A 20186-nucleotide genomic window follows, 5' to 3' on the forward strand; every position below is an offset into this window, starting at 1 on the left:
CCCCTCAGGCCCCGACGGCAGGCTAACGTCCTGCTCATGCCGACCTCGCCGAAGGGCAAGCCGCTGCTTCTGCTGGACGTGGACGGGCCGCTGAACCCGTTCGCGGCAAAGCGCTTCCGCCGTCCACGGCTGCGCGAATACGCCACTCACCGGGTCCTGCCCGACGGCTGGGTGGCGTCCCGCGCCGCCCGTGGTATCCGGGCCACGCCGCTGCGCGTACGGCTCAACCCGCAGCACGGCGCTGCGCTACTCGGGCTTCCGTTCGATCTGGTGTGGGCCACCGCCTGGACGCATGACGCCAACGCGATGATCTCGCCGCGGGTCGGACTGCCCGAACTGCCGGTCATCGAATGGCCGGCGGCGATGGAGGCGGCCCAGGACGGCATCCACTGGAAGACCCGCCACCTCGTCGCCTGGGCCGCCGGAAGGCCGTTCGCCTGGGTCGACGACGGCATCCAGGACTCCGACCGCGCATGGGTGGGCGAGAACCACATCGGGGCCGCCCTCCTGCACCACGTGGACCCGCGGATCGGGCTGACCGAGCAGGACTTCACGATCCTGCGGGACTGGGCGGCGGCGGCCGAGTGAGCGCCAAGGACCCCGACGAGCAGGCCCGGCGCCTTGCGGCCGAGTCCCTCGACGCCGACGACCCCACCGGCTGGTTCGAGCGCCTCTACGCGGCCGCCACACACGGCGAGGCAGCCGTGCCCTGGGACCGGGGCGCGCCGCACCGCCTGCTGGTGGACTGGGCCCGGTCAACGCGTAGAACCGGATCAATGTCGCGCTCCGCACGCCGCCGGGTGGGTTCTCCTAGTACTCCACCGGCAACCCCTGGAACATGCCCGACCACCGCATCGTCGGCCGCGCCGTTCTCGACGCGGCGGGCGACTCGGGCAACCGGTGGATCTTCCCCGATCTGGCCGAGCAGGGCCTCGAGCCCTGCCCCGCACACATGCTGACGGCCCGCAGCGGCCCGGGCGCGGCCGCGTCCAGCGCCAGACGGATCTGCTCCTGTACGACCTCGAGCCGCCGCCCGAGCGTGGAGTCCGGCCGGTCGTAGTCGTCGTGCCACTGGTGCCAATCCATGGAGTCGACCCTACGAAAATCCCGTCGCCTCGGGGGCCCGATGCCGCGATCATGTGCGCATGGAAAATGTCCCCTACCGGCAGATCAGAGCCGCCCACACCGCAAGGACAGTGACGGCCTATCAGGCCTACCGCCCCGAGATCGGCGAGTACGCGGCGCTGCACGGCCGCTTTCCCGCGGCCTGGAGCAGGTCCCGGATGACCTGGATCAAGCCCTCGTTCCTGTGGATGATGTACCGCTGCGGCTGGGCCCGCAAGGAAGGCCAGGAGCGCGTCCTCGCCCTGGACATCACCCGCGAGGGCTTCGACTGGGCTCTGGCCCATGCCTGCCTGTCCCACTACGACCCCACCCTCCACGCAGACCGCGACGCATGGGCCGCGCGGCTGCGCGAATCGCCCGTACGCATCCAGTGGGACCCCGAGCGTGACCTCGGCCTGCGCCCCCTGCCCCACCGCTCGCTCCAGGTCGGCCTGTCCGGACGCGCGGCCCGGCTCTACGCCGACGAATGGCTGGTCGCGGTCCGCGACGTCACCGCCCTCGCCCACCGAACGCACGACCTACTGCGCGCAGGCGACCCGGAGGCGGCCGCCGCGCTGCTCCCGGCGGAGGCGCCATACCCGCTCGACAACGCGGTCGCTGCCGCGATCGGCGCGGACGCCCGCATTGCTCGATCCTGACACCGGATCAGAATGCGGCGCTGCGTGGCGCCTGTCCGTGTCAGTGGTGCGGCCTAACGTGGTGTCATGACCGGCTTGAGCTACGACCGCTACTGCGCCGAGATCGTCGCGCAGACCGACCTGCTGCGATCCCGCGTCGAAGGAGCGGACCTGACGGCCCCGGTGCCCTCCTGCCCCGGCTGGAACGTCGGCCAGCTTCTGCGGCACCTCGGACACGGCCAGCGCTGGGCCGAGGCGACGGTACGGACCCGCGCGACGCGGCCCCTGCCCAACGACGAGGCCCGCGAACTCTCCGGGTACACCGACGAGGACCCCGCCGTCCTCGGCCCCTGGCTCACCGAGGGCGCCGCACGACTGGCGGAGAGCCTGCGCGCCGCCGGGCCGGATGCCCGGGTGTGGACCCCGGTCCTGGAGGGGAAGCTGACCTCGGTGTTCTGGGCCCGCCGCTTCGTGTACGAGACAGCGATCCACCGGGCAGACGCGACTTTGGCCCTTGACGCGGAGTTCACCCTCGACCAGGAGGCCGCCCTCGACGCCCTCGACGAGTGGATGGAACTCGGCTCGCTGCTTCAGCACTTCGAGGTCAACCCCGCGATGCGCAAGCTGCTCGGCCCCGGCCGAACCCTCCACTTCCACGCCACCGACACCGCGCCGGAGGCGGCAGCGGAGTGGCTGATCGACCTCACCGGCGACACCATCGTCTGGCGCCACGCGCACGAGAAGGCCGTCGTCGCCGTGCGCGGCCCGCTGACCGACCTGCTGCTGCTCGTCTACCGGCGGCGCCCCGCCCGCACCGAGGGCATCGAGGTCCTCGGCGATGCGCAGCTGCTCGACTTCTGGCTGGAGCGGGTCGGCTTCGGATGACGGACAGGCCCTAGTACTGCAGCAGCGGGCCGAACGCGTCGCCCCGGGCGAGGTCCTCGAGTTCGTCGAGGGCGCGGCGGGCCTGCCCGGCGGCGGTGGGGTCGCGGCTGTCGAGGCCGCTGGCGAGGAACTCGTCCTCGTCGAGCCGCAGGACGGTGGAGCGGTCGGCGGAGAGCCAGAGGTCGAGGTCGAGGTCCTCGACGACGAGGGATCCGGGGGAGTCGACGACGGCGGGGCGGGCTACGTCGCAGTACCAACCTTTGAGGGCGCCGTCGGCGGCGTGGACCTCCTTGACCGAGAACCAGCGGTCGCGCCAGTAGTGCTCGGTGAAGAGGTCGCCGGTCTCGAAGCGTACGAATCCGAAGTCACGGCTCGCCGCGCCGGCCCAGGGCGCGCGTACGACGGCGTGGTTGCCGTCGTCGTGGAGGGCGACGGCGGGGTAGCGGACGTCCGGGCGGGGGTGCTTGACGAGGCGGACGGCGACGGGGCTGCCGGGGGTCAGCGTGGCGGCCGTATCAGTGGCGTTCATGCGGCCCAGCCTCACGCACGGCCGGGCCCGAGGCCACCGAATTGCCGGCCGGGGCCGGGGCGCGGCGTGCCAGTAGGCGGCGGGGGCGGCCGTGCCGGAGCCGCGCAGGTGGATGCCGGAGGTGGCGGAAGCACAGGCCGCGCGTCACTGCGGCGGACCGTGCTTTCCTTGCCGCCGCCGCCCTCCTAGACCGGCTCCGTGTGGGCGGGGTCACCGGCGAGCCAGCGCGCAGCCGCCAGCAGTGCCGCGTCCTGGCCGGTGCGGGCAAGGAGCTGCACGCCGACCGGGAGCCCGGTCGGGCCGGTGATCGCCGGAATGGCGACGGTAGGCAGCCCGAGCAGGGTCCACAGCCGGGCGAACTGGGGGTCGCCGGTGTCGGCCAGGCCCAGCGGGGCCTCGCCGACCACCGCCGGGGTGAGCAGCACGTCGCACACGCCGAACAGTTCCGCCTCGCGGGCGCGGGCTGCGTCGCGGCGGGCCAGGACCCGGTCGTAGACGGCCGGGTCGGTGGCCGCGCCCAAGTCAAGGAACTCCCGCAGGGCCGGGGAGAGCTGGTCGCGGTGGGTTCGGTGCTCCCAGGCGAGCGTCCGCGCGGACTCGTAGGCCATGACCGTCAGCTCGCCCGCCAGGCCGTCCAAAAAGTCCGGATGCGTGACGTCGCTGACCTGGGCGCCCGCCGCCCTGGCCCGGTCCGCCATCTCCGCGACCGCCTGCGCGCTCTCCGGGGCGCAGGCGGGCCACTGCTCGGTGCGGAGCACGCCGATGCGCGGCGGGCCGGTCAGCGGGGCCGCCGAGGCCCGGCCGGTCAGGCAGACCCGGACCGCGTCGAGCAATCCGGGGGTACGGGCGAACCAGCCGACGGTGTCCAGGGAGGGCGCGAAGTGCTTCACGCCGGCGGGTGAGACGGTGCCGAAGGTCGGCTTGAAGCCGAATACCCCGCAGAAGCTGGCAGGGCGGGTGATCGAGCCGGCCGTCTGGGTGCCGAGGGCGATGTCGGCCATCCCGCAGGCCACCGCGGCGGCCGAGCCCATCGACGAGCCCCCCGGGGTGTGGGTGGCCCGGTGCGGATTTGTGGTGGGACCGGGATAGGACGAGGCGAGTTCCGCGGTGACCGTCTTGCCGAGGCAGACAGCGCCGGCTGTGCGAAGCAACGCCACCGCTGCCGCGTCGGCGCTCGGCCGGCGGCCCGCGAAGATCGGGGTGCCGCACTCTGTCGGCTGATCCCAGGTGTCGAAGATGTCCTTGACGCCGAGCACGACGCCTCTCAGCGGGCCGCCGCCCCGGCGCTCGACCGCCTCTGCCTCTGCCTGGGCCCGGCCGGCATCCAGCCAGGCCCAGGCCCGTACCTGCGGTTCTCGTTCCTCGACGGCCCTCAGGGTCCGCTCCACGGCGGCTATCGCGTTCATCCGGTCACCGTATCTCCGCCTGAATGACCCTTGTACTCAGGGGCGAAAAAGCCTCGCCGAATCATGAATTGGTCAGACCGGTTTGGTGCCGACCGAGTGGCTCACCCTGCCGGAACCCCAGCCGACCTGCGCAGGAGAACCGCGTGGACCCTGAATTGGTCAGACCGCCTGCGTCATTCCGGATTGATGGCCGGGAAACGGCGGGGAAACGGACTCTCCCTATCTTTGGGAGCACGAAATCCAGCCCGCCACGCGGAGAAGAGTTGGCACGTATATGTCAAAGGCGCAATTCGCCAGGCAGCTAAATCTGCCGGAGACCGTGGCCATGTCCGTCGCCCTCATGGCGCCGACCACCGCCATGGTGTTTGTCACGCCCTTCCTCGCTCAGTCCGCCGGCTCGAACGTGCCGCTCGCTTTCGTCGTCGCGCTCATCGGAGTGCTCATCATCGGTTCGAGCTTCGGCCGGCTGGGGCGAAAGTACGCCCACGCCGGATCGGCGTACGGACTGGTCAAGGACGTGCTCGGACCAGCCTTCGGCGTCGTCGCCGGCTGGGGTCTCACCTTCACCTATGTGCTGATGACCGCGGCTCTGCTGTCCGGCACCGGCGAGTTCACCAGCCTCGCCATCGAGCAGGCCACCGGCGCGCACGTGCCGTGGAGCATCCCGGCGCTGGTCGGCGCCGCAATCGTGCTCGGGTTCGCGCTGAACAACGTACGCATCTCGGTGCGCATGATGCTGCTGCTCGAAGGCGCCAGCATGCTGCTGATCATCGGCGTTGGCGTGCTTATCCTCGGCCATTCCAACCTCTCCGCCGGAACCGCGGTGAAGCCGTTCCTCCTCAACAGCAATGGCATCACCGGGATCGCTCACGCGATGGTCTTCGGGTTCACCAGCTTCCTCGGCTTCGAAGGCTCCGCCACGCTCGGCGAGGAGTCCAAGGACCCCAAACGGATGGTGCCGCTCGCCATCAGTTTCAGCGCCCTCGTCGCTCGGCGTCATCGGGGTGGCGCCTGAGCATGCGCATCCACGAGATCGTCGACCAGCCCAACTGGGTCGTCGGCTGCATGGTGCCGCTGCGGGTGTTCGGGTGAGCAAAGACATCCAGATCTGCCTCGGCGTCGATGTCGACGCGGTCTCCGGCTGGCTCGGGTCGTACGGGGGCCAGGACTCGCCCAATGACATCCAGCGCGGCATGTTCGCGGGCGAGGTGGGCAGCCCCCGGCTGGTCCGGCTCTTCGACAAGCTGGGCGTCCCGTCGACCTGGTTCATCCCGGGGCACTCGATCGAGACGTTCCCGCGTGAGATGAAGATGGTCGCCGACGCGGGGCACGAGATCGGGGCGCACGGCTACTCGCACGAGAATCCGATCGCGCTCAACGCCCAGCAGGAGCGCGACGTCCTGGAGAAGACCATCAAGCTGGTCGAGGAGCTGTCCGGGGAGGCGCCGCGCGGCTATGTGGCGCCGTGGTGGGAAATGTCGGAGCGGACCGCGAGCCTACTGATCGAGAACGGGTTCACCTACGACCACTCCCAGAACTACAACGACTTCCTGCCGTTCTCCGCCCGGGTCGCGGACACGTGGACCAACGTGGACTACACCCAGTCGGCGGAGACCTGGATGAAGCCGCTGGTCCGCGGCAAGGAGATCGACCTCGTCGAGTTCTGCGGCAACTGGTATGTCGACGACCTGCCGCCGATGATGTTCAACAAGCACGCGGCGAACAGCCATGGCTTCGTGAGCCCCCGGGACATCGAGACCCTCTGGAATGATCAGTTCGACTGGGTCTACCGGGAGCTGGACTACGGGGTGTTCCCCGTGACGCTGCATCCGGACGTCAGCGGCCGGCCGCAGGTGCTGCTCATGCTGGAGCGGCTGATCGCCTACTGGAGTAGCCACCCAGGGGTCAGGTTCGTGACGTTCGAGGAGGCGGCTGCGGGCTTCCGCCGGCGCTTTCCGTTCGGGTCCGAGGCCCGGCCTTCGGAGCTGTCTTGATCCGGATAGGCGTGCTGGTGCCGTCGTCCAACACGGTCCTGGAGCCGGAGCTGGCCCGGCTGGCGGACGGGGTCTGCCTGCACTTCAGCCGGGTCCGGGTCACCCGGATCGGGGTGGACGCCGACGCTGCGGCGCAGTTCGACTCCGCGGCCATGGTGGGGGCGGCCGAACTGCTCGCCGACGCCGGGGTGGACGTGATCGTCTGGGGCGGCACGGCCGGTTCGTGGCTGGGCGTCCGGCACGACCTCTCGATCGTCTCGGCGATTGAGGCCGCGACCGGCGTGCCGGCCACTACCTCGACGCTCGCCCTGCTGGAAGCCGCCCGGGCCTTCGGCCTCTCTCGTACGGTCCTGGTCACTCCGTACGTCGCCGAGGTGGTCAGCGAGATCGTCTCCTGCTACGCGGAATCCGGGCTGGAGGTTTCCGGCGGGGAGCACCTCGGCCTGAGCGACAACCACTCCTTCGGCTTGGTGCCCGCCGGCACGTTGCAGTCGATGATCGCCTCGGCCGACGCCCCGGTCATGGTCGTCTGCACGAACCTGCGGGCGGCGACGGTCGTCGACTCGGTGGAAGCCTCCGGCGGGCCCCTCGTACTCGACAGCGTGGTCGCCACCTTGTGGGGCGCGCTGCGGCTCGCCGGGGTTCCGGTCAGTCTGCCCGGTGGTGGGGCGCTGCTGCGCAGCGGGGCGCTCCGCGCCGACCTGCAGTCGCTCTGCGCGTGGCTGCTCTCGGAGACAGCGGCGGACCGGATCACCGTACGGCTGGATGTGCCGGAGCAGGGGCTGCACGTCGACCTCGCGGCGGCCGAGGCGGTCGGGCCCGGGATGCGGCGGATCGCCGGGGACCCCAGCCTGGACCAGCGGGCGCTCAACACCGTGCGCTGGCTGGAGGCACAGCGGCGGCTCCTCGTGCAGCCGAGGTTCGGCCCGGATCCCCGCCCGCCCGCGGCGCTGATCGAGGTGTACGGGGTCAACGCGCAGATGCTCGGCCCCGTCTCATGCGGTTCCGAGATGGCAGGCTGGGTCTCGGTGCACAGCGCCGTCGAACGGACCTGGTCCGCCGCCGATCAGGAAGCCCTCTCCCTGGCTTCTGCACAGGTCAGCGAACTACTCAAGAGCTATCAGGGGTCCTGATTTGCTCTGTATTATCCGCAACATGGAGCGTGATACCGGGCCGGAGCGGCGGCGCTACCTCGCAGTCGCCGAAGAGATACTGAAGGCCGTCGCGGTCGACAACCTCACCGTCGGCGACCGGCTGCCCAACGAACGCTCGCTCGCCGAGCAGTTCGGGGTCAGCCGATCGACCGTGCGCGAGGCCCTCTTCGCCCTCGAGCTCGGCGGGGTGATCCAGGTCCGGCCGGGCTCCGGCTACTTCCTGAGCGGCGCGGCAGTGCCCGCGGAGCCGGCGCTGCCCCTGATCGACTCCTCGCCCCGACATCTGCTGGAGACACGGCTACTGCTGGAGCCCACCGCTGCGAGGCATTGCGCGGACCGGGTACTGGGTTCTGACCTGGCACGGCTGCGCGACCTGATCGACGACTCCGAGCAGGCCGGCGCCGGGACCTCGCAGAACAGCATCGACCGGTTCCTGGCGCTCAACTTCGCCTTCCATCTTGAGCTGGCCCGGATCTGCGGCAACCCGGTCCTGGCCGGGCTGATCGGCCAGCTGCTCGGGACCGGCAAGCATCCGCTCTGGCTGCTGATGGACGGCATCGTGGTCCGGGACCCAGCGATCCGCGCCCAGGAGGTGGTGGAGCACCGGGCGATCTTGGCTGCCATCGCCGGTGGCCAGGGCGAAGAGGCCGAGGAGTCCATGGCGGCGCATCTGGGCGCGCACTCCGTCCTCATCTTCGGGACCCGCCCGAGCGTCACCCGCTCCCGGCGGCGCAGGTCCGCCTGAGGGCAGGGCGCGGAAGCAGACCGGCCTCGGCGCGGGCAAGCTCGGTGCGCCGCGCCGCTCACGGCAGCACGACAAGCGGCGCGCTCCGGCATTCCCATGAACGGGACGGTATCCCGGATCCGGGACGTCTCGACGGGGCTTCCGACAAGGCCTCACCGACGTCCGAAGAAAAACAGGAGACGATCCACCGCGCCGCCGCATAGGGTCGCCGGTCATGACCTTGATCGTGCGCGAATTCCAGCCGACCGATGCCGAGGCCGTCTCCGGGCTTGTCCGGGCCGCCCTGCCCTACATGGGTGTCAACACCCCGGACGTCATCGCCTGGAACGTCGCCCGCGCCCCCGCAGCGCAGCGCAACCGCCTCTTTGTCGCCGAGCTGGACGGCCAGGTCGTCGGCTGCGGCCGCACCGGGCTCTTCCACGACAGCAGCGAGCCCGGCCTGGCGTACGTCAACGTCAACGTCCACCCCGAGGCCCGCCGCCGAGGCGTCGGCAGCGCACTGCTGACGGCCGGCGAGAGCTACGTCGCCGGGCTCGGCGCCACCACCGCGTACGTCTGGGCCCTGGAGGACGGCGGCTCGGTCGCCTTCGGCGAGAAGCGCGGCTACCGCGCCGGCAGCTCCTCCGCCTTCCAGCGCCTCGACCTCGCCGCCGGCCCGCTGCCGGAGCCCCGGCCGCTCCCACCCGGCATCGAGTTGCGCACCGCCGCCTACTTCGTCGACGACCCCCGGCCGCTCTACGAGGCGGACGCCCAATCCATCGAGGACGAGCCCAACGACGTCCCCATGACCGCCCCCGCCTACGAGATGTGGCTCGCCAACGAGTGGTCGCGCCCCGAGCTGGACCGCGATCTCACCACCGCCGTCCTCGTCGACGGTGTGGTCGCCACCCTCTCCACCGCTCACACCGACGGCGGCACCCGCTACTTCTCCGCCGGCACCGGCACCCGCCGTTCCTACCGCGGCCGCGGCTTCGCCAAGCTGGCCAAGCTCGACTCCCTGCGCCGGGCCCGCGCCGCCGGCTACACCGAGGCCTTCACCGGCAACGACCTCGGCAACGGCCCGATGCTCGCCGTCAACAAGTGGTTCGGCTACCGGCCGTGCGCGACGGAGCGACGCATGAGTCGCGAACTGGGCTGACCGGGCCGACGGCTTCGCCCTCCCGGGACACGGCCGTGACCCCGTACGGCTGCCCGTCACGGGTGCGACCGAGGGCTGAGCGCGGCGCGCTCGTGGACCGCCGCGGCGGTGACCAGGTCCTCCCAGGCCATGCCGACGCTCTTGAACAGGCGGGGCTGGCCCTCGGGAACGGCGACCTGACCGCGCACCAGCTCGGCGAGCGTGGCCAGCCGCGAGGCGTCGAAGGCGCCTGCCGCCACCGCCTGTATGACGTCGCCCGCCTCCCGCAGCGCCGCCGAGCGGGCCTCGACCACGACGGCGCCCGCCCCGAGCAGGGCGGCGGTGGCGTTCACGATTCTTGCAATGACATGAGCGCGTCAATGCCGCTCTATGGTATTGGCTTGAACCTCCCTATGAACTCGCTGTGTTGGCGACAGTGTTCAGCTTCAGCTTCAGCGCGAGCACCGGGCAGTCGGCCGCCGCCCGGCGGGCCCGCTTGACCGCCGTACGGTGGACGGGCGTGCCGTCCAGCAGCGGATAGCCCCACTCGTCCAGCGTGATGTGCTCGGGCAGCAGCTCCGCGCACAGTCCGTGGCCCTGGCAGGCGGTCCAGTCGACCCCCACCGATATCTGCTGGTCCATCGTCAGTTCCCTTCCGGCAGGGGCAACAGCGGGGTCTGGTCGGTCGCGCGGCAGAAACCCGCGGCGTGCGCGTCCGCCTCGCCGGCGAAGGCGGTCAGGGCGCTGCGTACGAGCCGTACGGTGCCGTCGGGATGGTGGCAGGCCCCCCGGCCTACGACCAGCCCGGCCCAGCGGGCGATGTCCTCCCGCACCCCGGCCGGGTAGCCGGGCCGGGCCAGCTCGGTGAAGGCGGCGGCGATACGAGGCAGCCCGTTCAGGCACGGCCCGCACTGGCCCGCCGACTGCAGGGCCAGATAGCGCAGTACGCGGGCTGTCTCGGCCAGCCCGCACCGGTCGGCCGGCAGCGCCGCGAGCACCCCGGCGCCCGGGGCCGCGCCGTACGGTGCCAGATCGGCGTCGGACAGCCGCAGTCCCAGGGCATGGGCCGCCGGGATCCACGCGCCGTGGTAGCCGCCGACCAGCACCGCCTGCACCGGGTCGCCCTGCCCGAGCATCAGCAGCCTCCGCAGCGGCGCACTCAGGGGAGCCTCCACCACCTCGGGCCGGCGGCCCGCGATGTGCACGGTGCAGAGCATGCTGCCCGGCTCGTCCGCCGTACCGACCGAACGGAACCAGGCGGCTCCGTACCGGGCGATCAGCGCCAGATGGGCCAGCGTCTCGACATTCTGGACCAGCGTCGGCGCCCGGCCCACCCCGCGCTCGCGCACCGGCGGCTGAGGGTACCGGGGGAGCGCTGCACGGCCCGACAGATGCTCCGCCAGCGCCGAGGACTCCCCGGACAGGAAGCGGCGCGGGACCTCCGTGAACTCCACGGTCAGCCGGTCGAGCCCCGCGCGGGCACGCTTGGCCGCGGCATTCTGCAGGGCCGCCGCCAGGCCCGTACCGGCCTCGACCGCGAGGTGCGCCTCGTCCGCGCCGACCGCCGCCGCCGCCAACTGCAGCCCGTCCAGCACCAGATGCGGGGCCCGCAGCAGCAGCGTCCTGTCCTTCGCACTGGCCGGCTCGCTCTCCGCGCCGTTGGCGACCACGACCGGCTTCCGGCCCGTACGCCGCCCCGCCTCCGCGACATAGGCCAGCTTGCGGTGCACCGGGAACCCCGCACCGCCGTGGCCCCGGAGCCCTGCGTCGGCCAGCAGCCGGACGAGGTGCCCGGCGGCCGGGTACGGCGGGGCGCCGTGCATCGCCACATGCGAGGCGAGGTTGTCGCTTCCGTACAGCGGCATCAGCCGCGGCGGCGCCCCCGTGGTGGTCGTCGACGTGGTCGTGGTCGTGGTCGTGCTCGTGCTCGTGCTCGCGGTCATCGGTCAGACTCCGATCGGAAGGGAGGGCTCGCGGGAGGAGTCACGGGGTGACTCGCCGAAGGAGTCATGGCGAGACTCACGGGAAGACCTGAGGATGTCGGCGGGCCGGTCCCGCCGGGGCGCCCGCACCGTACCCAGCACCAGCGCGACCGCCATCGCCGCAACGCAGCCGGCGGTGAGCCAGACCATCCAGCCCGAGGCGAGATCCGTGCCGATGCCCAGACCATGGACGACCGCGAGCGGCCAGGAGGCATACGCCAGCCAGTGCACCGCCCGCCACGCGCGCCGCCCCAGCCGGGCCCGCAGCAGGCTGGTGACGACCACCGCGAGCAGCAGGTCGAAGGCCACCGTGCCCAGGCCCAGCCACAGCGGGTCGTAGCTCCCCACGAAGGGCACCAGCACATCGGTCAGGCTGATGGAGACATAACTGTCGGCCGACGCCGACACGATGTGCGCCCCGAGGAAGACCATCGCGACCAGCGACACCCCGCGGTGCAAAGCCACCGTGCCGAAGCGCGGCAGACCCGGGAAGCGCGTCCGCAGATGCACCGCCACCCCGAGCAGCACCACAGCGGTGAAGAGGACCAGGCAGACGATGCCGGTCGCGCGATTCACGTACCAGAGCGTCATGCCGCCGCCCCCGTCGCCACTTCCCGGGGCCAGCCGGGCGTCGTGCTGATCGTGCCGTCGGTCGCCACCAGCCGGGCTGGCAGCCGCAGTTCGCGCAGCCACTTAAAGGCCGCCGTGCCGCGCAGCATTGCCGCTGTGCTCGCCGTGTTGGCGTCGGTGCACGTCCCCGCCGCGACGGTGACCGTACGCCACGGGGTCTGCGCCGGCAGGCCGGTACGCGGGTCCACGATGTGGTGCAGCTCCTGCCCGCCGCGCCGCCAACGGCGGGCCGACGTACCCGAGGTCGCCAGGCCGCCGCCCAGGATCGCCACGGTCGTGTGCGACCCGACCGGGGCTTCCTCCGGGTGACCGGTGACGTCCTGCACCCGTATGAGCCAGCCACCGGCCGGTGCCGGGCCCGCAACCGCGGTGTCCCCGCCCAGGCTCACCAGGACGCCGCTCCCCGAGGCCGCCGCCAGCATCGCCGCCGCCCGGTCCGCCGCCCACGCCTTCGCCGTCGCGCCCAGGTCGAGCCGCGTCCCGGCCGGCATGGTCACCGTCCCGAACTCCCGGTCCAGTTGCACCGTCCGAAACCCCGGCACCGGCCGCACCTCCAGCCGCACCGGCTCGCCGTCCCGCTCGACCAGTTCGTACTCCCGGTCGTAGCCGATCGCGGCCATCGCCGACCCGACCGTCGGGTCCACATCCCCGCCGGTCAGCTTCGCCGCCCGCAGCGCCACCGCCAGCGCCTCGTTCAGCAGCGGACTCAACGGCACCGGCCGCCCTTCCGCCCTGTCCAGCGCCACCAGCTCAGAGTCCTCCCGGAAGCGGCTGCACACCTCGTCCACCTCAGCCAGATCCAGCTCCAGCAGATACCGGCACGCGTCCAGGTGGTCCTCATCGGTCACCACCAGCCGCACCTGACAGCCCAGCGCCCGGAAATCCGTCGACGCGAGATTCTTGTCGCGCATCACGAGCTCCCCGAGGTCGAGTTGTCGGAACCCTGCGCGGCCGAGGTGGGGCTGTCCGTCGGCGCCTGAAGTGTCGAGGACGAACTCGAACTGCTGGAATTGCCCGCACTGCTCGAAGTCGTCCCGCCGCTGCTGGAACCGCTCGCCGACACCGTCTCGTCCGGCATCACACCGATCAGCGCGAACGTCCCGCACAGCGCCGCCAGCGCCACGCCCGCCGTCACCATTCCCGTACGTGCCGAGCCTCTGCGGACCGTGTCCGCGGCCCCTCCTGACCCCCATGACATGGCGGCTGCTCCCTTCCCTGCTCACATTTCGCTCTATGAGCAACCTTCAGGGACCCGACTGAAAAACCTATGAGCCGCCAGTGATGCCCCAGTGAGCTTTCCGGGCCGCGGTCTTAAGAGTGGCTATGAGCGCCAAAGCCCGGTGAGCAAAGGGCCTGTCAGCCGCTCAGCTCGCGCCGGGCCTGCCAGGTGGTGTGCTCGCGCGAGATGGCGTCCTCGGCGTCGCGGGCGAGGCGGGACCAGATCGCGTCGGCGTCAGGGGCGGAGGGATTGCAGTCGGCCAACTGGGCGCAGACCAGCTTGAGTTCTTTGGCGGTAATCCGGTAGGCGGTGGCCAGGGGCGGTATTGGCGCAGTTGTGACCAGGCGGTCAGGGAGGCGGTGGCGGCAGCCGCGACGCCGACGAGGTTGGGGGCGAGGCGGCCGGTGAGGGTGACGATGGCGCCCCTGACGCCGAGTGGTCTGCGGGAGCGTGGCGAAGAGGGTGGCGACCGTCAGCAGCACCAACTGCAGCCGCGTGAGCCGCAGGGCGCGGGCCTGGCCCGCCAGGGAGGCGGCGTCGGAGGCCCGGAAGAGCGGCGGCATCAGGTCGGCCTCGGTCACGGGCGGCGTGCGCGGATCCGGCACCGATTCTCCCCCTTGCGCCCCTAACGCGTGCCGTCAGTATGGAGCACCCCGCCCAGCACTCCGCTCAGCACTCTGGACCACTCGCGTACGACGCCGGCCCGGCGGGCGCTGTCGTCGCTGAGGAGGTTGGCGAGGCCGAGGCCGCGGACCAGGTCGAGGGTGGCCTGGACGGTTTCGCGGACGCCGGGGAGGGATTCGTCGGCGTCGAGGAGTTCGGCGGCGAGGCGGTGGGCCTCGCGGCCGAGGCGGGCTTCCAGGGCGGTGACGCGCGGGCGCAGGGGCGGTTCGTTGGCGGCCGCGACCCAGAGGTGGAGGGCGGCGCGGAAGAGGGGGCCGGTGTAGAGGTCGGCGAGCAGTTCGACGACGGCCAGGGTGCGGGGAGCGCCGGCGCGGGGGAGGGCGTGGGCGCGGTCGGCGCGGAGGGCGCGGACCCACTCCTCGGCGACGTGCTCGATGGCGGCGGTGAACAGGTCCTCGCGGGTGGGGAAGTGGTGCTGGGCCGCGCCCCGCGACACCCCCGCCCGCTCGGCGACGACCGTGACGGTGCTGCCGGCCCAGCCGTGCTCGGCGAGGCAGGCCACGGCGGCCTCAAGGAGGCGGCGGCGGGTGGCCCGGCTGCGGTCCTGCTGCGGCTGACGCGAGGTCACAGCGCCCATGGCGGGTCCCGGCGCTCCAGGAGGGACCGTACGCCCGTCGCGGCCTCGGCCGAGGCGAAGAGGCGGGCGGACTGCTCGACCGCCGCGTCGGTGTCCCGTACGAAGGTTCGCAGCACCGCCGCAGTCGTGAGCCGCTTGGACTCGGCCAGCCCCTGCGGCGACGCGGCGCGCAGGCCGTCCAGGATGGCCGGGAGCGCGTCGTCCGGCGCGGTCACCAGGCCGGTCCGGATGGCCTCGGCGGGCCCGAAGGTCTCCCCGGTGAGGAAGTAGCGGTCGGCGGCGCGCGGGTCGAGGCGGGGGAGTACGGCCAGCGAGATCACGGCGGGGGCGAGGCCGAGGCGGGCCTCGGTGAAGGCGAAGGTGGCGTCCGGCCCGGCAACGGCCAGGTCGCACGCGGCGAGCAGTCCGAGGCCGCCGGCCCGCACATGGCCGGTCGTGTGGGCGACGACGGGCTTGGGCAACTCCACGATCGCCCGCAGCAGTTCGGCCAGTAGCCGGGGCCCGGACGGCGAGCCCGCCTCCTTCAGATCCGCCCCTGCGGAGAAGGTGCCGCCGGTGTGCGTGAGAAGTACCGCCCGCACCTCCGGGTCCTTCGCGGCGCGCGCCAGTTCCTCGGACAGTTCGGCGATCAGCCGGGCGGACAGCGCGTTGCGGTTGTGCGGGGAGTCGAGGGTGAGGGTGGTGATGCCCCGGTCGTGTGCGTGCCGTGCGAGTGTCGGTGTCATCAGGCCGTGCTGCCCCTCTCCTTCTCACGCAGCTCACGCCGCAGGATCTTGCCACTGGCGGCACGCGGGATCGCGTCGGTGAACTCGACGCGGCGCACTTTCTTGTACGGGGCGACCTGCCCGGCGACGTACGCCATGACCTCGTCCGGGGTGAGCGGGCCGAGCGGGCTGCCGGGCCGGGGCTGCGGGACGACGTACGCCTTGGGGATCTCGTTGCCGTCCTCGTCGGGCACGCCGATGACGGCGGCGTCCGCGATGCGCGGGTCGGTGAGCAGCACGGCCTCCAACTCGGCGGGGGCGACCTGGTAACCCTTGTACTTGATCAACTCCTTGACGCGGTCGACGACATACAGCCAGCCGCCCGCGTCGACGCGCCCCACGTCGCCGGTGTGCACCCAGCCGTCCTCGTCGATCATGGCGTCGGTGTCCTCCGGCCGGCCGAGGTAGCCCTTCATGACCTGCGGGCCACGGATGAGGATCTCGCCGGTGCCGGGCGCGGTCCCGTCCAGCGGCACGATCCGCATCTCGGTGCTGGGGATGAGCCTCCCGACGGCCCCCGGCGGCGGATTCCGGGCGTCCAGCGGGACGACATGGGTGCCCGGCGACAGCTCGGTCATCCCGTACGCCTGGAGAATCGGCGGCAGGCCGAGCCGCTTGGAGCAGGCCTGCGCCAGCTCGGCGTCGAGCGGTGCGGCGGCGCTGAGCACGTACTCCAGCGAGGTCAGGTCGTGGGCGGCGACCGCCGGGTGCTTGGCGAGCGCCAGGACGATGGGCGGAGCCACGTACAGGCCCTGGACGCGGTGGGTCTCGATGGCGGAGAGGAACTGCTCCAGGTCGAAGCGCGGCAGGACGATAACGGTGGCGCCGTGGCGCAGCGGGGCGTTCATCAGCGCGGTGAGCCCGTAGATGTGGAAGAAGGGCAGCACCGCGAGGATGCGGTGCCCGGGCCGCATGGGCAGCACGGGCTCGAGCTGCGCCAGGTTGGTGGAGATGTTGCGGTGGGTGAGCATCACGCCCTTGGGGATGCCGGTGGTCCCGGACGAGTACGGCAGCGCGGCCAGATCCTCCGCCGGGTCGATGGCGATGTCGGGCTCGGGGGCGGTGGACCCCAGCATGCCCAGCACCGAGCGGTGCCCTTCGGCGGTGTCGCAGACGATGATCTCCCTTACGCCGCCCGCCAGTTCGGCCGCCTCCCGGGCCGTGGCCAGCAGCGGTGACACGGTGACGATCCAGGCCGCCCGCGAGTCCCGCAACTGCTTGGCGAACTCCTCGGCGGTGGCGAGCGGATGCACCGTGGTGACGGCCGCCCCGGCCCGCGTGGCGCCGTAGAAGACCGCCGGATAGGCGACGGTGTTGGGGCTGTGGAGAGCAAGGACGTCGCCCTTGCGCAGGCCGCCCTCCGAGAGGGCGGCGGCGATGCGGCGGGTGAAGGCGTCGAGTTGGGCGTACGTGACCGTGGTGCCGTCGAGGCCGTCGATCAGGGCGGGGCGGTCACCGAATTCGGCCGCCCGGCCGAGCACGGCGTCGTGGATGGGCAGATCGAGGGCGGGAACGTCGGGATAGTCGCTGCGGAAGGTGTCCGTGTGCTGCTGGTGCATGGCGCGTGTCCCCTCAGTGCTCGGTGCGACTCAGTACGACTTGGGCAGGCCCAGGGTGTGGTGGGAGATGAAGTTGAGGATCATCTCGCGGCTGACCGGCGCGATCCTGCCGACCCGCGACGCCGCGAGCAGCGACGCGAGCCCGTACTCGGTCGTCAGCCCGTTGCCGCCGAGGGTGTGCACGGCCTGGTCGACCGCCTTGGCCCCGGCCTCGGCGGCAGCGTACTTGGCCATGTTGGCGGCCTCACCGGCGGCCATGTCCTGCCCGGCGTCGCAGAGGAACCCGGCCTTGCGGAGCATCAGCCGGGCGAGCTCCAGCTCGATGTGCGCCTGGGCGAGGGGGTGGGCGATGGCCTGGTGGGAGCCGATGGGCGCCTTCCAGACCTGGCGGGTGCGGGCGTAGTCGACCGCCGTGGAGAGCGCGAAGCGGCCCATGCCGATGGAGAACGCGGCGGTCATGATGCGCTCCGGATTGAGCCCGGCGAACAGTTGCAGCAGCCCGCCGTCCTCGTCGCCGACCAGGGCCTCGGCCGGAAGGCGTACGTCGTCGAGGAAGAGCTGGAACTGCTTCTCGGGCGCGGTGAGTTCCATCTCGATCCGCCGGTACTCGAAGCCGGGCGTGTCGCGCTCCACGATGAACAGGCAGGGCTTGAGCCTGCCGGTGCGCGCGTCCTCCGTACGCCCCACGATGAGCGTGGCGTCGCAGATGTCCACCCCCGATATGAAGACCTTGCGGCCGTTGAGCAGCCAGTCCGTGCCGTCGCGGCGCGCGGTGGTGGTGATCCGGTGGGAGTTGGAGCCCGCTTCCGGCTCGGTGATGCCGAAGGCCATCCGGGTCGTGGCGTCGGCGAGGCCGGGCAGCCAGCGCTGCTTCTGCGCCTCGGTGCCGAAGCGGGCGATGACGGTGCCGCAGATCGCGGGGGAGACCACGAGCAGCAGAAGTGGACAGCCGGCTGCACCCAACTCCTCCAGGACGATGGACAGTTCGGTGAGGCCGCCGCCCCCGCCCCCATACTCCTCGGGGAGGTTCACCCCGAGATAGCCGAGCGAACCTGCCTCCCGCCACAGCTTCTCGGCGTCATAGCCGCGCCCGTGGCGGCGGCCGAGCTCGCCGACGGCGGCGCGCAGGGCTCGGTTCTCGTCGCTCTCCAGCAGGGCGGTGTCGAGGCCGGCGGTCATGAGGCGTCCTCTTTCTGGGCGGGGTCCTGTGCGGGTTTCTCCGCGGGTTCTTCCTGTACGACGGCGAGTACGGCGCCGACCTCGACTTGCCGGCCGACCTCGGCACGCACCGCGGTGAGCACGCCGGACGCGGGCGCGGTGACCCGGTGCTCCATCTTCATCGCCTCCAGCCACAGCAGCGGCTGCCCGGCCTCCACCCGGTCCCCGGGCTTCACCTCCGCCAGCCGTACGACCGTGCCCGGCATCGGCGCCAGCAGCGACCCCGGTTCGGCGCGCGCGGCCTCCGGCTCCGGAAAGCGCGGCAGAGCGGTGAGCGCGACGGCCCCCAGTGGCGAGTCCACGTGCACCCTCCCGTCGTACACGGCCACCTCGAACGCCCGCCGGATACCGCCGACTTCGAGCACGGTCCCCTCCCGGTCCGCCACCAGCAGGCGTACGTCCGGGTGGCCCTCGGCGTCCAGGCCGCTCCGGCCGAGGCGGTAGCGGACCTCGTACGCCTCCCCGCCGGGCTCGACCCGGTAGCTCTTGCTCTGCGGCTGGGACGGCACATTGCGCCAGCCGCCCAGCGGATGGCGGTCGGACGCATCGGCCAGCGCCGCCGCCAGGGCCGCGAGGCGTACGGCCTCCGGCGCGGGCGCGGCGGCGGGTGGCAGCCGGGTCAGGAAGGCGGTGGACAGCTCACCGCGTACGAAACCTGGGTCGCGCAGCACCCGGACCAGCAGGTCCCGGTTGGTGACCAGGCCGTGGATGTGCGCCCTCTCCAACGCACGGGCCAGCAGCCGCAACGCCTCGTCGCGGGTGGGCGCGTGTGCGATGACCTTGGCGAGCATCGGGTCGTAGTGCGTGCCGACGCTGTCGCCGTCCTCGTACGCCGCGTCGACGCGCAGGGCGCTGCCGCCGTCGTACGGCTGCTCCAGGCCCAACGCGAAGCGCAGCCGGTGCAGGACGCCGGTCTGCGGCTGCCAGTCGCGGGCCGGGTCCTCGGCGTAGAGGCGGGCCTCGACGGCGTGGCCGGCCGGGGCGGGTGGCTCGGCGGGGAGGCCGGCGCCCTCGGCGATGTGGATCTGCATCTCCACCAGGTCCAGGCCGGTCACGGTCTCCGTGACCGGATGCTCCACCTGCAGGCGGGTGTTCATCTCCAGGAAGTACGCGCGGCCGTCCGGGGCCACCAGGAACTCGACGGTGCCCGCGCCGGTGTAGCCGATGGCGCGGGCGGCGGCCTCTGCGGCGGCGTACAGGCTCGCACGCAGGTCGTCGCCGATCCCAGGCGCCGGGGTCTCCTCGATGACCTTCTGGTGTCGACGCTGGACGGAGCAGTCGCGCTCGCCGAGCGTCCACACCGTCCCGTGCGCGTCGGCGAGGATCTGTACCTCGATGTGCCGGCCGTCCTCGATGTACGGCTCGACGAAGACCTCGCCGTCACCGAAGGCGGCCGCCGCCTCCGCCCGAGCCGCCGCCAACTCATCCTCCAGGGCGTCGAGTTCGCGGACGACCCGCATCCCCCGCCCGCCACCGCCCGCCGCAGCCTTGACCAGCAGCGGGAGGTCGTCGGGGCCCACGTCCGCCACGCCTACGTCCAGGACGGGGACTCCGGCCGCCGCCATCAGCCGCTTGGCGCGGGTCTTGGAGCCCATCGCCTCGATGGCCTCCGCGTCGGGGCCGATCCAGGTGAGCCCTGCGGCGGTCACGGCCCGCGCGAAGCCCGCGCTCTCGGACAGGAAGCCATAACCGGGGTGGACCGCGTCCGCGCCCGCCGCCAGGGCCGCCTTCACGATCAGGTCGGCGCGCAGATAGGTGTCGGCGGGGGAGCTGCCCGGCAGGCGTACGGCGGCGTCGGCCTCGCGTACGTGGGCGGCTTCGGCGTCGGCGTCCGAGAAGACGGCGACCGTCGCGACGCCCAGTTCGCGGCACGTACGGAAGACGCGGCGGGCGATCTCGCCGCGATTGGCCACCAGGACTGAGTGGATCACCGACGGTCCCTTCTCGTGTGTTGGTCTTCGGTTTCTCTCACCTTGTGCGT

Annotated in this window: 22 protein-coding genes and 1 pseudogene; 9 read left to right on the forward strand and 14 right to left on the reverse strand. The window is 72.1% G+C overall.

Features of this window, described 5'->3' with window-relative positions:
• Window positions 1–36: 36 nt before the first annotated feature.
• From EFK10_RS11510 to EFK10_RS11535, 4 genes and pseudogenes are all read left to right on the forward strand, one after another.
• The gene (locus EFK10_RS11510; protein WP_127355620.1) at window positions 37–588 is read left to right on the forward strand and encodes an HAD domain-containing protein; all 552 of its coding nucleotides are present in this window, start codon (window positions 37–39) and stop codon (window positions 586–588) included.
• Window positions 589–823: 235 nt separating this feature from the next.
• Window positions 824–940, forward strand: a pseudogene (locus EFK10_RS49910) (PIG-L family deacetylase); the annotation flags it as partial.
• A gap of 205 nt (window positions 941–1145) precedes the next feature.
• Window positions 1146–1763 (forward strand): DUF4291 domain-containing protein, encoded by a 618-nt coding sequence (locus EFK10_RS11530; RefSeq protein ID WP_127355621.1) that lies wholly within the window; start codon window positions 1146–1148, stop codon window positions 1761–1763.
• A gap of 66 nt (window positions 1764–1829) precedes the next feature.
• Window positions 1830–2627, forward strand: coding sequence for a maleylpyruvate isomerase family mycothiol-dependent enzyme (locus tag EFK10_RS11535; protein WP_127355622.1), 798 nt, complete (start codon window positions 1830–1832; stop codon window positions 2625–2627).
• A 10-nt stretch (window positions 2628–2637) separates the two neighbouring features.
• On the opposite strand, the gene EFK10_RS11540 is transcribed toward EFK10_RS11535, so the two are convergent.
• On the reverse strand, window positions 2638–3156 hold the full coding sequence (locus EFK10_RS11540; protein WP_127355623.1) for a DUF402 domain-containing protein: 519 nt from the start codon (window positions 3154–3156) through the stop codon (window positions 2638–2640).
• Between the two features lie 185 nt (window positions 3157–3341).
• A complete protein-coding gene (locus tag EFK10_RS11545) occupies window positions 3342–4562 on the reverse strand; it encodes an amidase (protein ID WP_127355624.1) in 1221 nt (406 codons plus the stop codon).
• 274 nt (window positions 4563–4836) lie between these two features.
• Between EFK10_RS11545 and EFK10_RS11550 the strand changes: the two genes are divergently transcribed.
• The 5 genes from EFK10_RS11550 to EFK10_RS11570 all read left to right on the forward strand — a co-directional run bounded on the left by EFK10_RS11550 (window position 4837) and on the right by EFK10_RS11570 (window position 9593).
• A complete protein-coding gene (locus EFK10_RS11550) occupies window positions 4837–5577 on the forward strand; it encodes an APC family permease (protein ID WP_127355625.1) in 741 nt (246 codons plus the stop codon).
• Between the two features lie 73 nt (window positions 5578–5650).
• A complete protein-coding gene (locus EFK10_RS11555; RefSeq protein ID WP_127355626.1) occupies window positions 5651–6556 on the forward strand; it encodes a polysaccharide deacetylase family protein in 906 nt (301 codons plus the stop codon).
• The gene (locus EFK10_RS47275) at window positions 6553–7689 is read left to right on the forward strand and encodes a maleate cis-trans isomerase family protein (RefSeq protein ID WP_164835937.1); all 1137 of its coding nucleotides are present in this window, start codon (window positions 6553–6555) and stop codon (window positions 7687–7689) included. The genes EFK10_RS11555 and EFK10_RS47275 overlap by 4 nt, the downstream gene beginning before the upstream one ends.
• A gap of 22 nt (window positions 7690–7711) precedes the next feature.
• Window positions 7712–8455 carry a FadR/GntR family transcriptional regulator gene (locus EFK10_RS11565; RefSeq protein ID WP_127355627.1) on the forward strand — a complete coding sequence of 248 codons (744 nt, stop codon included), beginning with the start codon at window positions 7712–7714 and terminating at the stop codon, window positions 8453–8455.
• Between the two features lie 214 nt (window positions 8456–8669).
• Entirely contained in the window at window positions 8670–9593 is a 924-nt protein-coding gene (locus EFK10_RS11570) for a GNAT family N-acetyltransferase (RefSeq protein ID WP_127355628.1), read from the forward strand.
• 56 nt (window positions 9594–9649) lie between these two features.
• On the opposite strand, the gene EFK10_RS11575 is transcribed toward EFK10_RS11570, so the two are convergent.
• The 12 genes from EFK10_RS11575 to EFK10_RS11630 all read right to left on the reverse strand — a co-directional run bounded on the left by EFK10_RS11575 (window position 9650) and on the right by EFK10_RS11630 (window position 20136).
• On the reverse strand, window positions 9650–9925 hold the full coding sequence (locus tag EFK10_RS11575) for a hypothetical protein (RefSeq protein WP_240677150.1): 276 nt from the start codon (window positions 9923–9925) through the stop codon (window positions 9650–9652).
• A gap of 58 nt (window positions 9926–9983) precedes the next feature.
• Window positions 9984–10214 (reverse strand): ferredoxin, encoded by a 231-nt coding sequence (locus EFK10_RS11580; protein ID WP_127355630.1) that lies wholly within the window; start codon window positions 10212–10214, stop codon window positions 9984–9986.
• 2 nt (window positions 10215–10216) lie between these two features.
• Window positions 10217–11515 (reverse strand): NADH-ubiquinone oxidoreductase-F iron-sulfur binding region domain-containing protein, encoded by a 1299-nt coding sequence (locus EFK10_RS11585; protein ID WP_240677151.1) that lies wholly within the window; start codon window positions 11513–11515, stop codon window positions 10217–10219.
• Between the two features lie 3 nt (window positions 11516–11518).
• Entirely contained in the window at window positions 11519–12130 is a 612-nt protein-coding gene (locus EFK10_RS11590) for a ferric reductase-like transmembrane domain-containing protein (RefSeq protein ID WP_240677152.1), read from the reverse strand.
• Between the two features lie 11 nt (window positions 12131–12141).
• Window positions 12142–13095, reverse strand: coding sequence for an FAD:protein FMN transferase (locus EFK10_RS11595; protein ID WP_127355632.1), 954 nt, complete (start codon window positions 13093–13095; stop codon window positions 12142–12144).
• On the reverse strand, window positions 13095–13382 hold the full coding sequence (locus tag EFK10_RS11600) for a hypothetical protein (RefSeq protein WP_127355633.1): 288 nt from the start codon (window positions 13380–13382) through the stop codon (window positions 13095–13097). The genes EFK10_RS11595 and EFK10_RS11600 overlap by 1 nt, the downstream gene beginning before the upstream one ends.
• Before the next feature lie 158 nt (window positions 13383–13540).
• Window positions 13541–14008 carry a hypothetical protein gene (locus tag EFK10_RS11605; protein ID WP_127355634.1) on the reverse strand — a complete coding sequence of 156 codons (468 nt, stop codon included), beginning with the start codon at window positions 14006–14008 and terminating at the stop codon, window positions 13541–13543.
• Window positions 14009–14028: 20 nt separating this feature from the next.
• Window positions 14029–14664, reverse strand: a complete 636-nt coding sequence (locus EFK10_RS11610; protein ID WP_127355635.1) for a TetR/AcrR family transcriptional regulator — start codon at window positions 14662–14664, stop codon at window positions 14029–14031.
• A complete protein-coding gene (locus tag EFK10_RS11615) occupies window positions 14652–15389 on the reverse strand; it encodes an enoyl-CoA hydratase family protein (protein ID WP_127355636.1) in 738 nt (245 codons plus the stop codon). The genes EFK10_RS11610 and EFK10_RS11615 overlap by 13 nt, the downstream gene beginning before the upstream one ends.
• Entirely contained in the window at window positions 15389–16987 is a 1599-nt protein-coding gene (locus tag EFK10_RS11620) for a 4-coumarate--CoA ligase family protein (protein WP_127355637.1), read from the reverse strand. Before EFK10_RS11620 ends, EFK10_RS11615 begins: the two co-directional genes overlap by 1 nt.
• Before the next feature lie 30 nt (window positions 16988–17017).
• Window positions 17018–18166, reverse strand: a complete 1149-nt coding sequence (locus EFK10_RS11625) for an acyl-CoA dehydrogenase family protein (protein ID WP_127355638.1) — start codon at window positions 18164–18166, stop codon at window positions 17018–17020.
• The gene (locus tag EFK10_RS11630; RefSeq protein ID WP_127355639.1) at window positions 18163–20136 is read right to left on the reverse strand and encodes an ATP-binding protein; all 1974 of its coding nucleotides are present in this window, start codon (window positions 20134–20136) and stop codon (window positions 18163–18165) included. Before EFK10_RS11630 ends, EFK10_RS11625 begins: the two co-directional genes overlap by 4 nt.
• Window positions 20137–20186: the final 50 nt, after the last annotated feature.

Origin of the sequence: Streptomyces soli, assembly GCF_003999195.1 — a bacterium.
Taxonomy (GTDB): domain Bacteria; phylum Actinomycetota; class Actinomycetes; order Streptomycetales; family Streptomycetaceae; genus Actinacidiphila; species Actinacidiphila soli.

Coding starts and splice junctions, on each gene's coding strand:
- EFK10_RS11510 (WP_127355620.1), top strand. CDS start 37: ATGCCGACCTCGCCGAAGGGCAAGCCGCTGCTTCTGCTGGACGTGGAC.
- EFK10_RS11530 (WP_127355621.1), top strand. CDS start 1,146: ATGGAAAATGTCCCCTACCGGCAGATCAGAGCCGCCCACACCGCAAGG.
- EFK10_RS11535 (WP_127355622.1), top strand. CDS start 1,830: ATGACCGGCTTGAGCTACGACCGCTACTGCGCCGAGATCGTCGCGCAG.
- EFK10_RS11540 (WP_127355623.1), bottom strand. CDS start 3,156: ATGAACGCCACTGATACGGCCGCCACGCTGACCCCCGGCAGCCCCGTC.
- EFK10_RS11545 (WP_127355624.1), bottom strand. CDS start 4,562: ATGAACGCGATAGCCGCCGTGGAGCGGACCCTGAGGGCCGTCGAGGAA.
- EFK10_RS11550 (WP_127355625.1), top strand. CDS start 4,837: ATGTCAAAGGCGCAATTCGCCAGGCAGCTAAATCTGCCGGAGACCGTG.
- EFK10_RS11565 (WP_127355627.1), top strand. CDS start 7,712: ATGGAGCGTGATACCGGGCCGGAGCGGCGGCGCTACCTCGCAGTCGCC.
- EFK10_RS11570 (WP_127355628.1), top strand. CDS start 8,670: ATGACCTTGATCGTGCGCGAATTCCAGCCGACCGATGCCGAGGCCGTC.
- EFK10_RS11580 (WP_127355630.1), bottom strand. CDS start 10,214: ATGGACCAGCAGATATCGGTGGGGGTCGACTGGACCGCCTGCCAGGGC.
- EFK10_RS11585 (WP_240677151.1), bottom strand. CDS start 11,515: ATGACCGCGAGCACGAGCACGAGCACGACCACGACCACGACCACGTCG.
- EFK10_RS11595 (WP_127355632.1), bottom strand. CDS start 13,095: ATGCGCGACAAGAATCTCGCGTCGACGGATTTCCGGGCGCTGGGCTGT.
- EFK10_RS11600 (WP_127355633.1), bottom strand. CDS start 13,382: ATGTCATGGGGGTCAGGAGGGGCCGCGGACACGGTCCGCAGAGGCTCG.
- EFK10_RS11610 (WP_127355635.1), bottom strand. CDS start 14,664: ATGGGCGCTGTGACCTCGCGTCAGCCGCAGCAGGACCGCAGCCGGGCC.
- EFK10_RS11615 (WP_127355636.1), bottom strand. CDS start 15,389: ATGACACCGACACTCGCACGGCACGCACACGACCGGGGCATCACCACC.
- EFK10_RS11620 (WP_127355637.1), bottom strand. CDS start 16,987: ATGCACCAGCAGCACACGGACACCTTCCGCAGCGACTATCCCGACGTT.
- EFK10_RS11625 (WP_127355638.1), bottom strand. CDS start 18,166: ATGACCGCCGGCCTCGACACCGCCCTGCTGGAGAGCGACGAGAACCGA.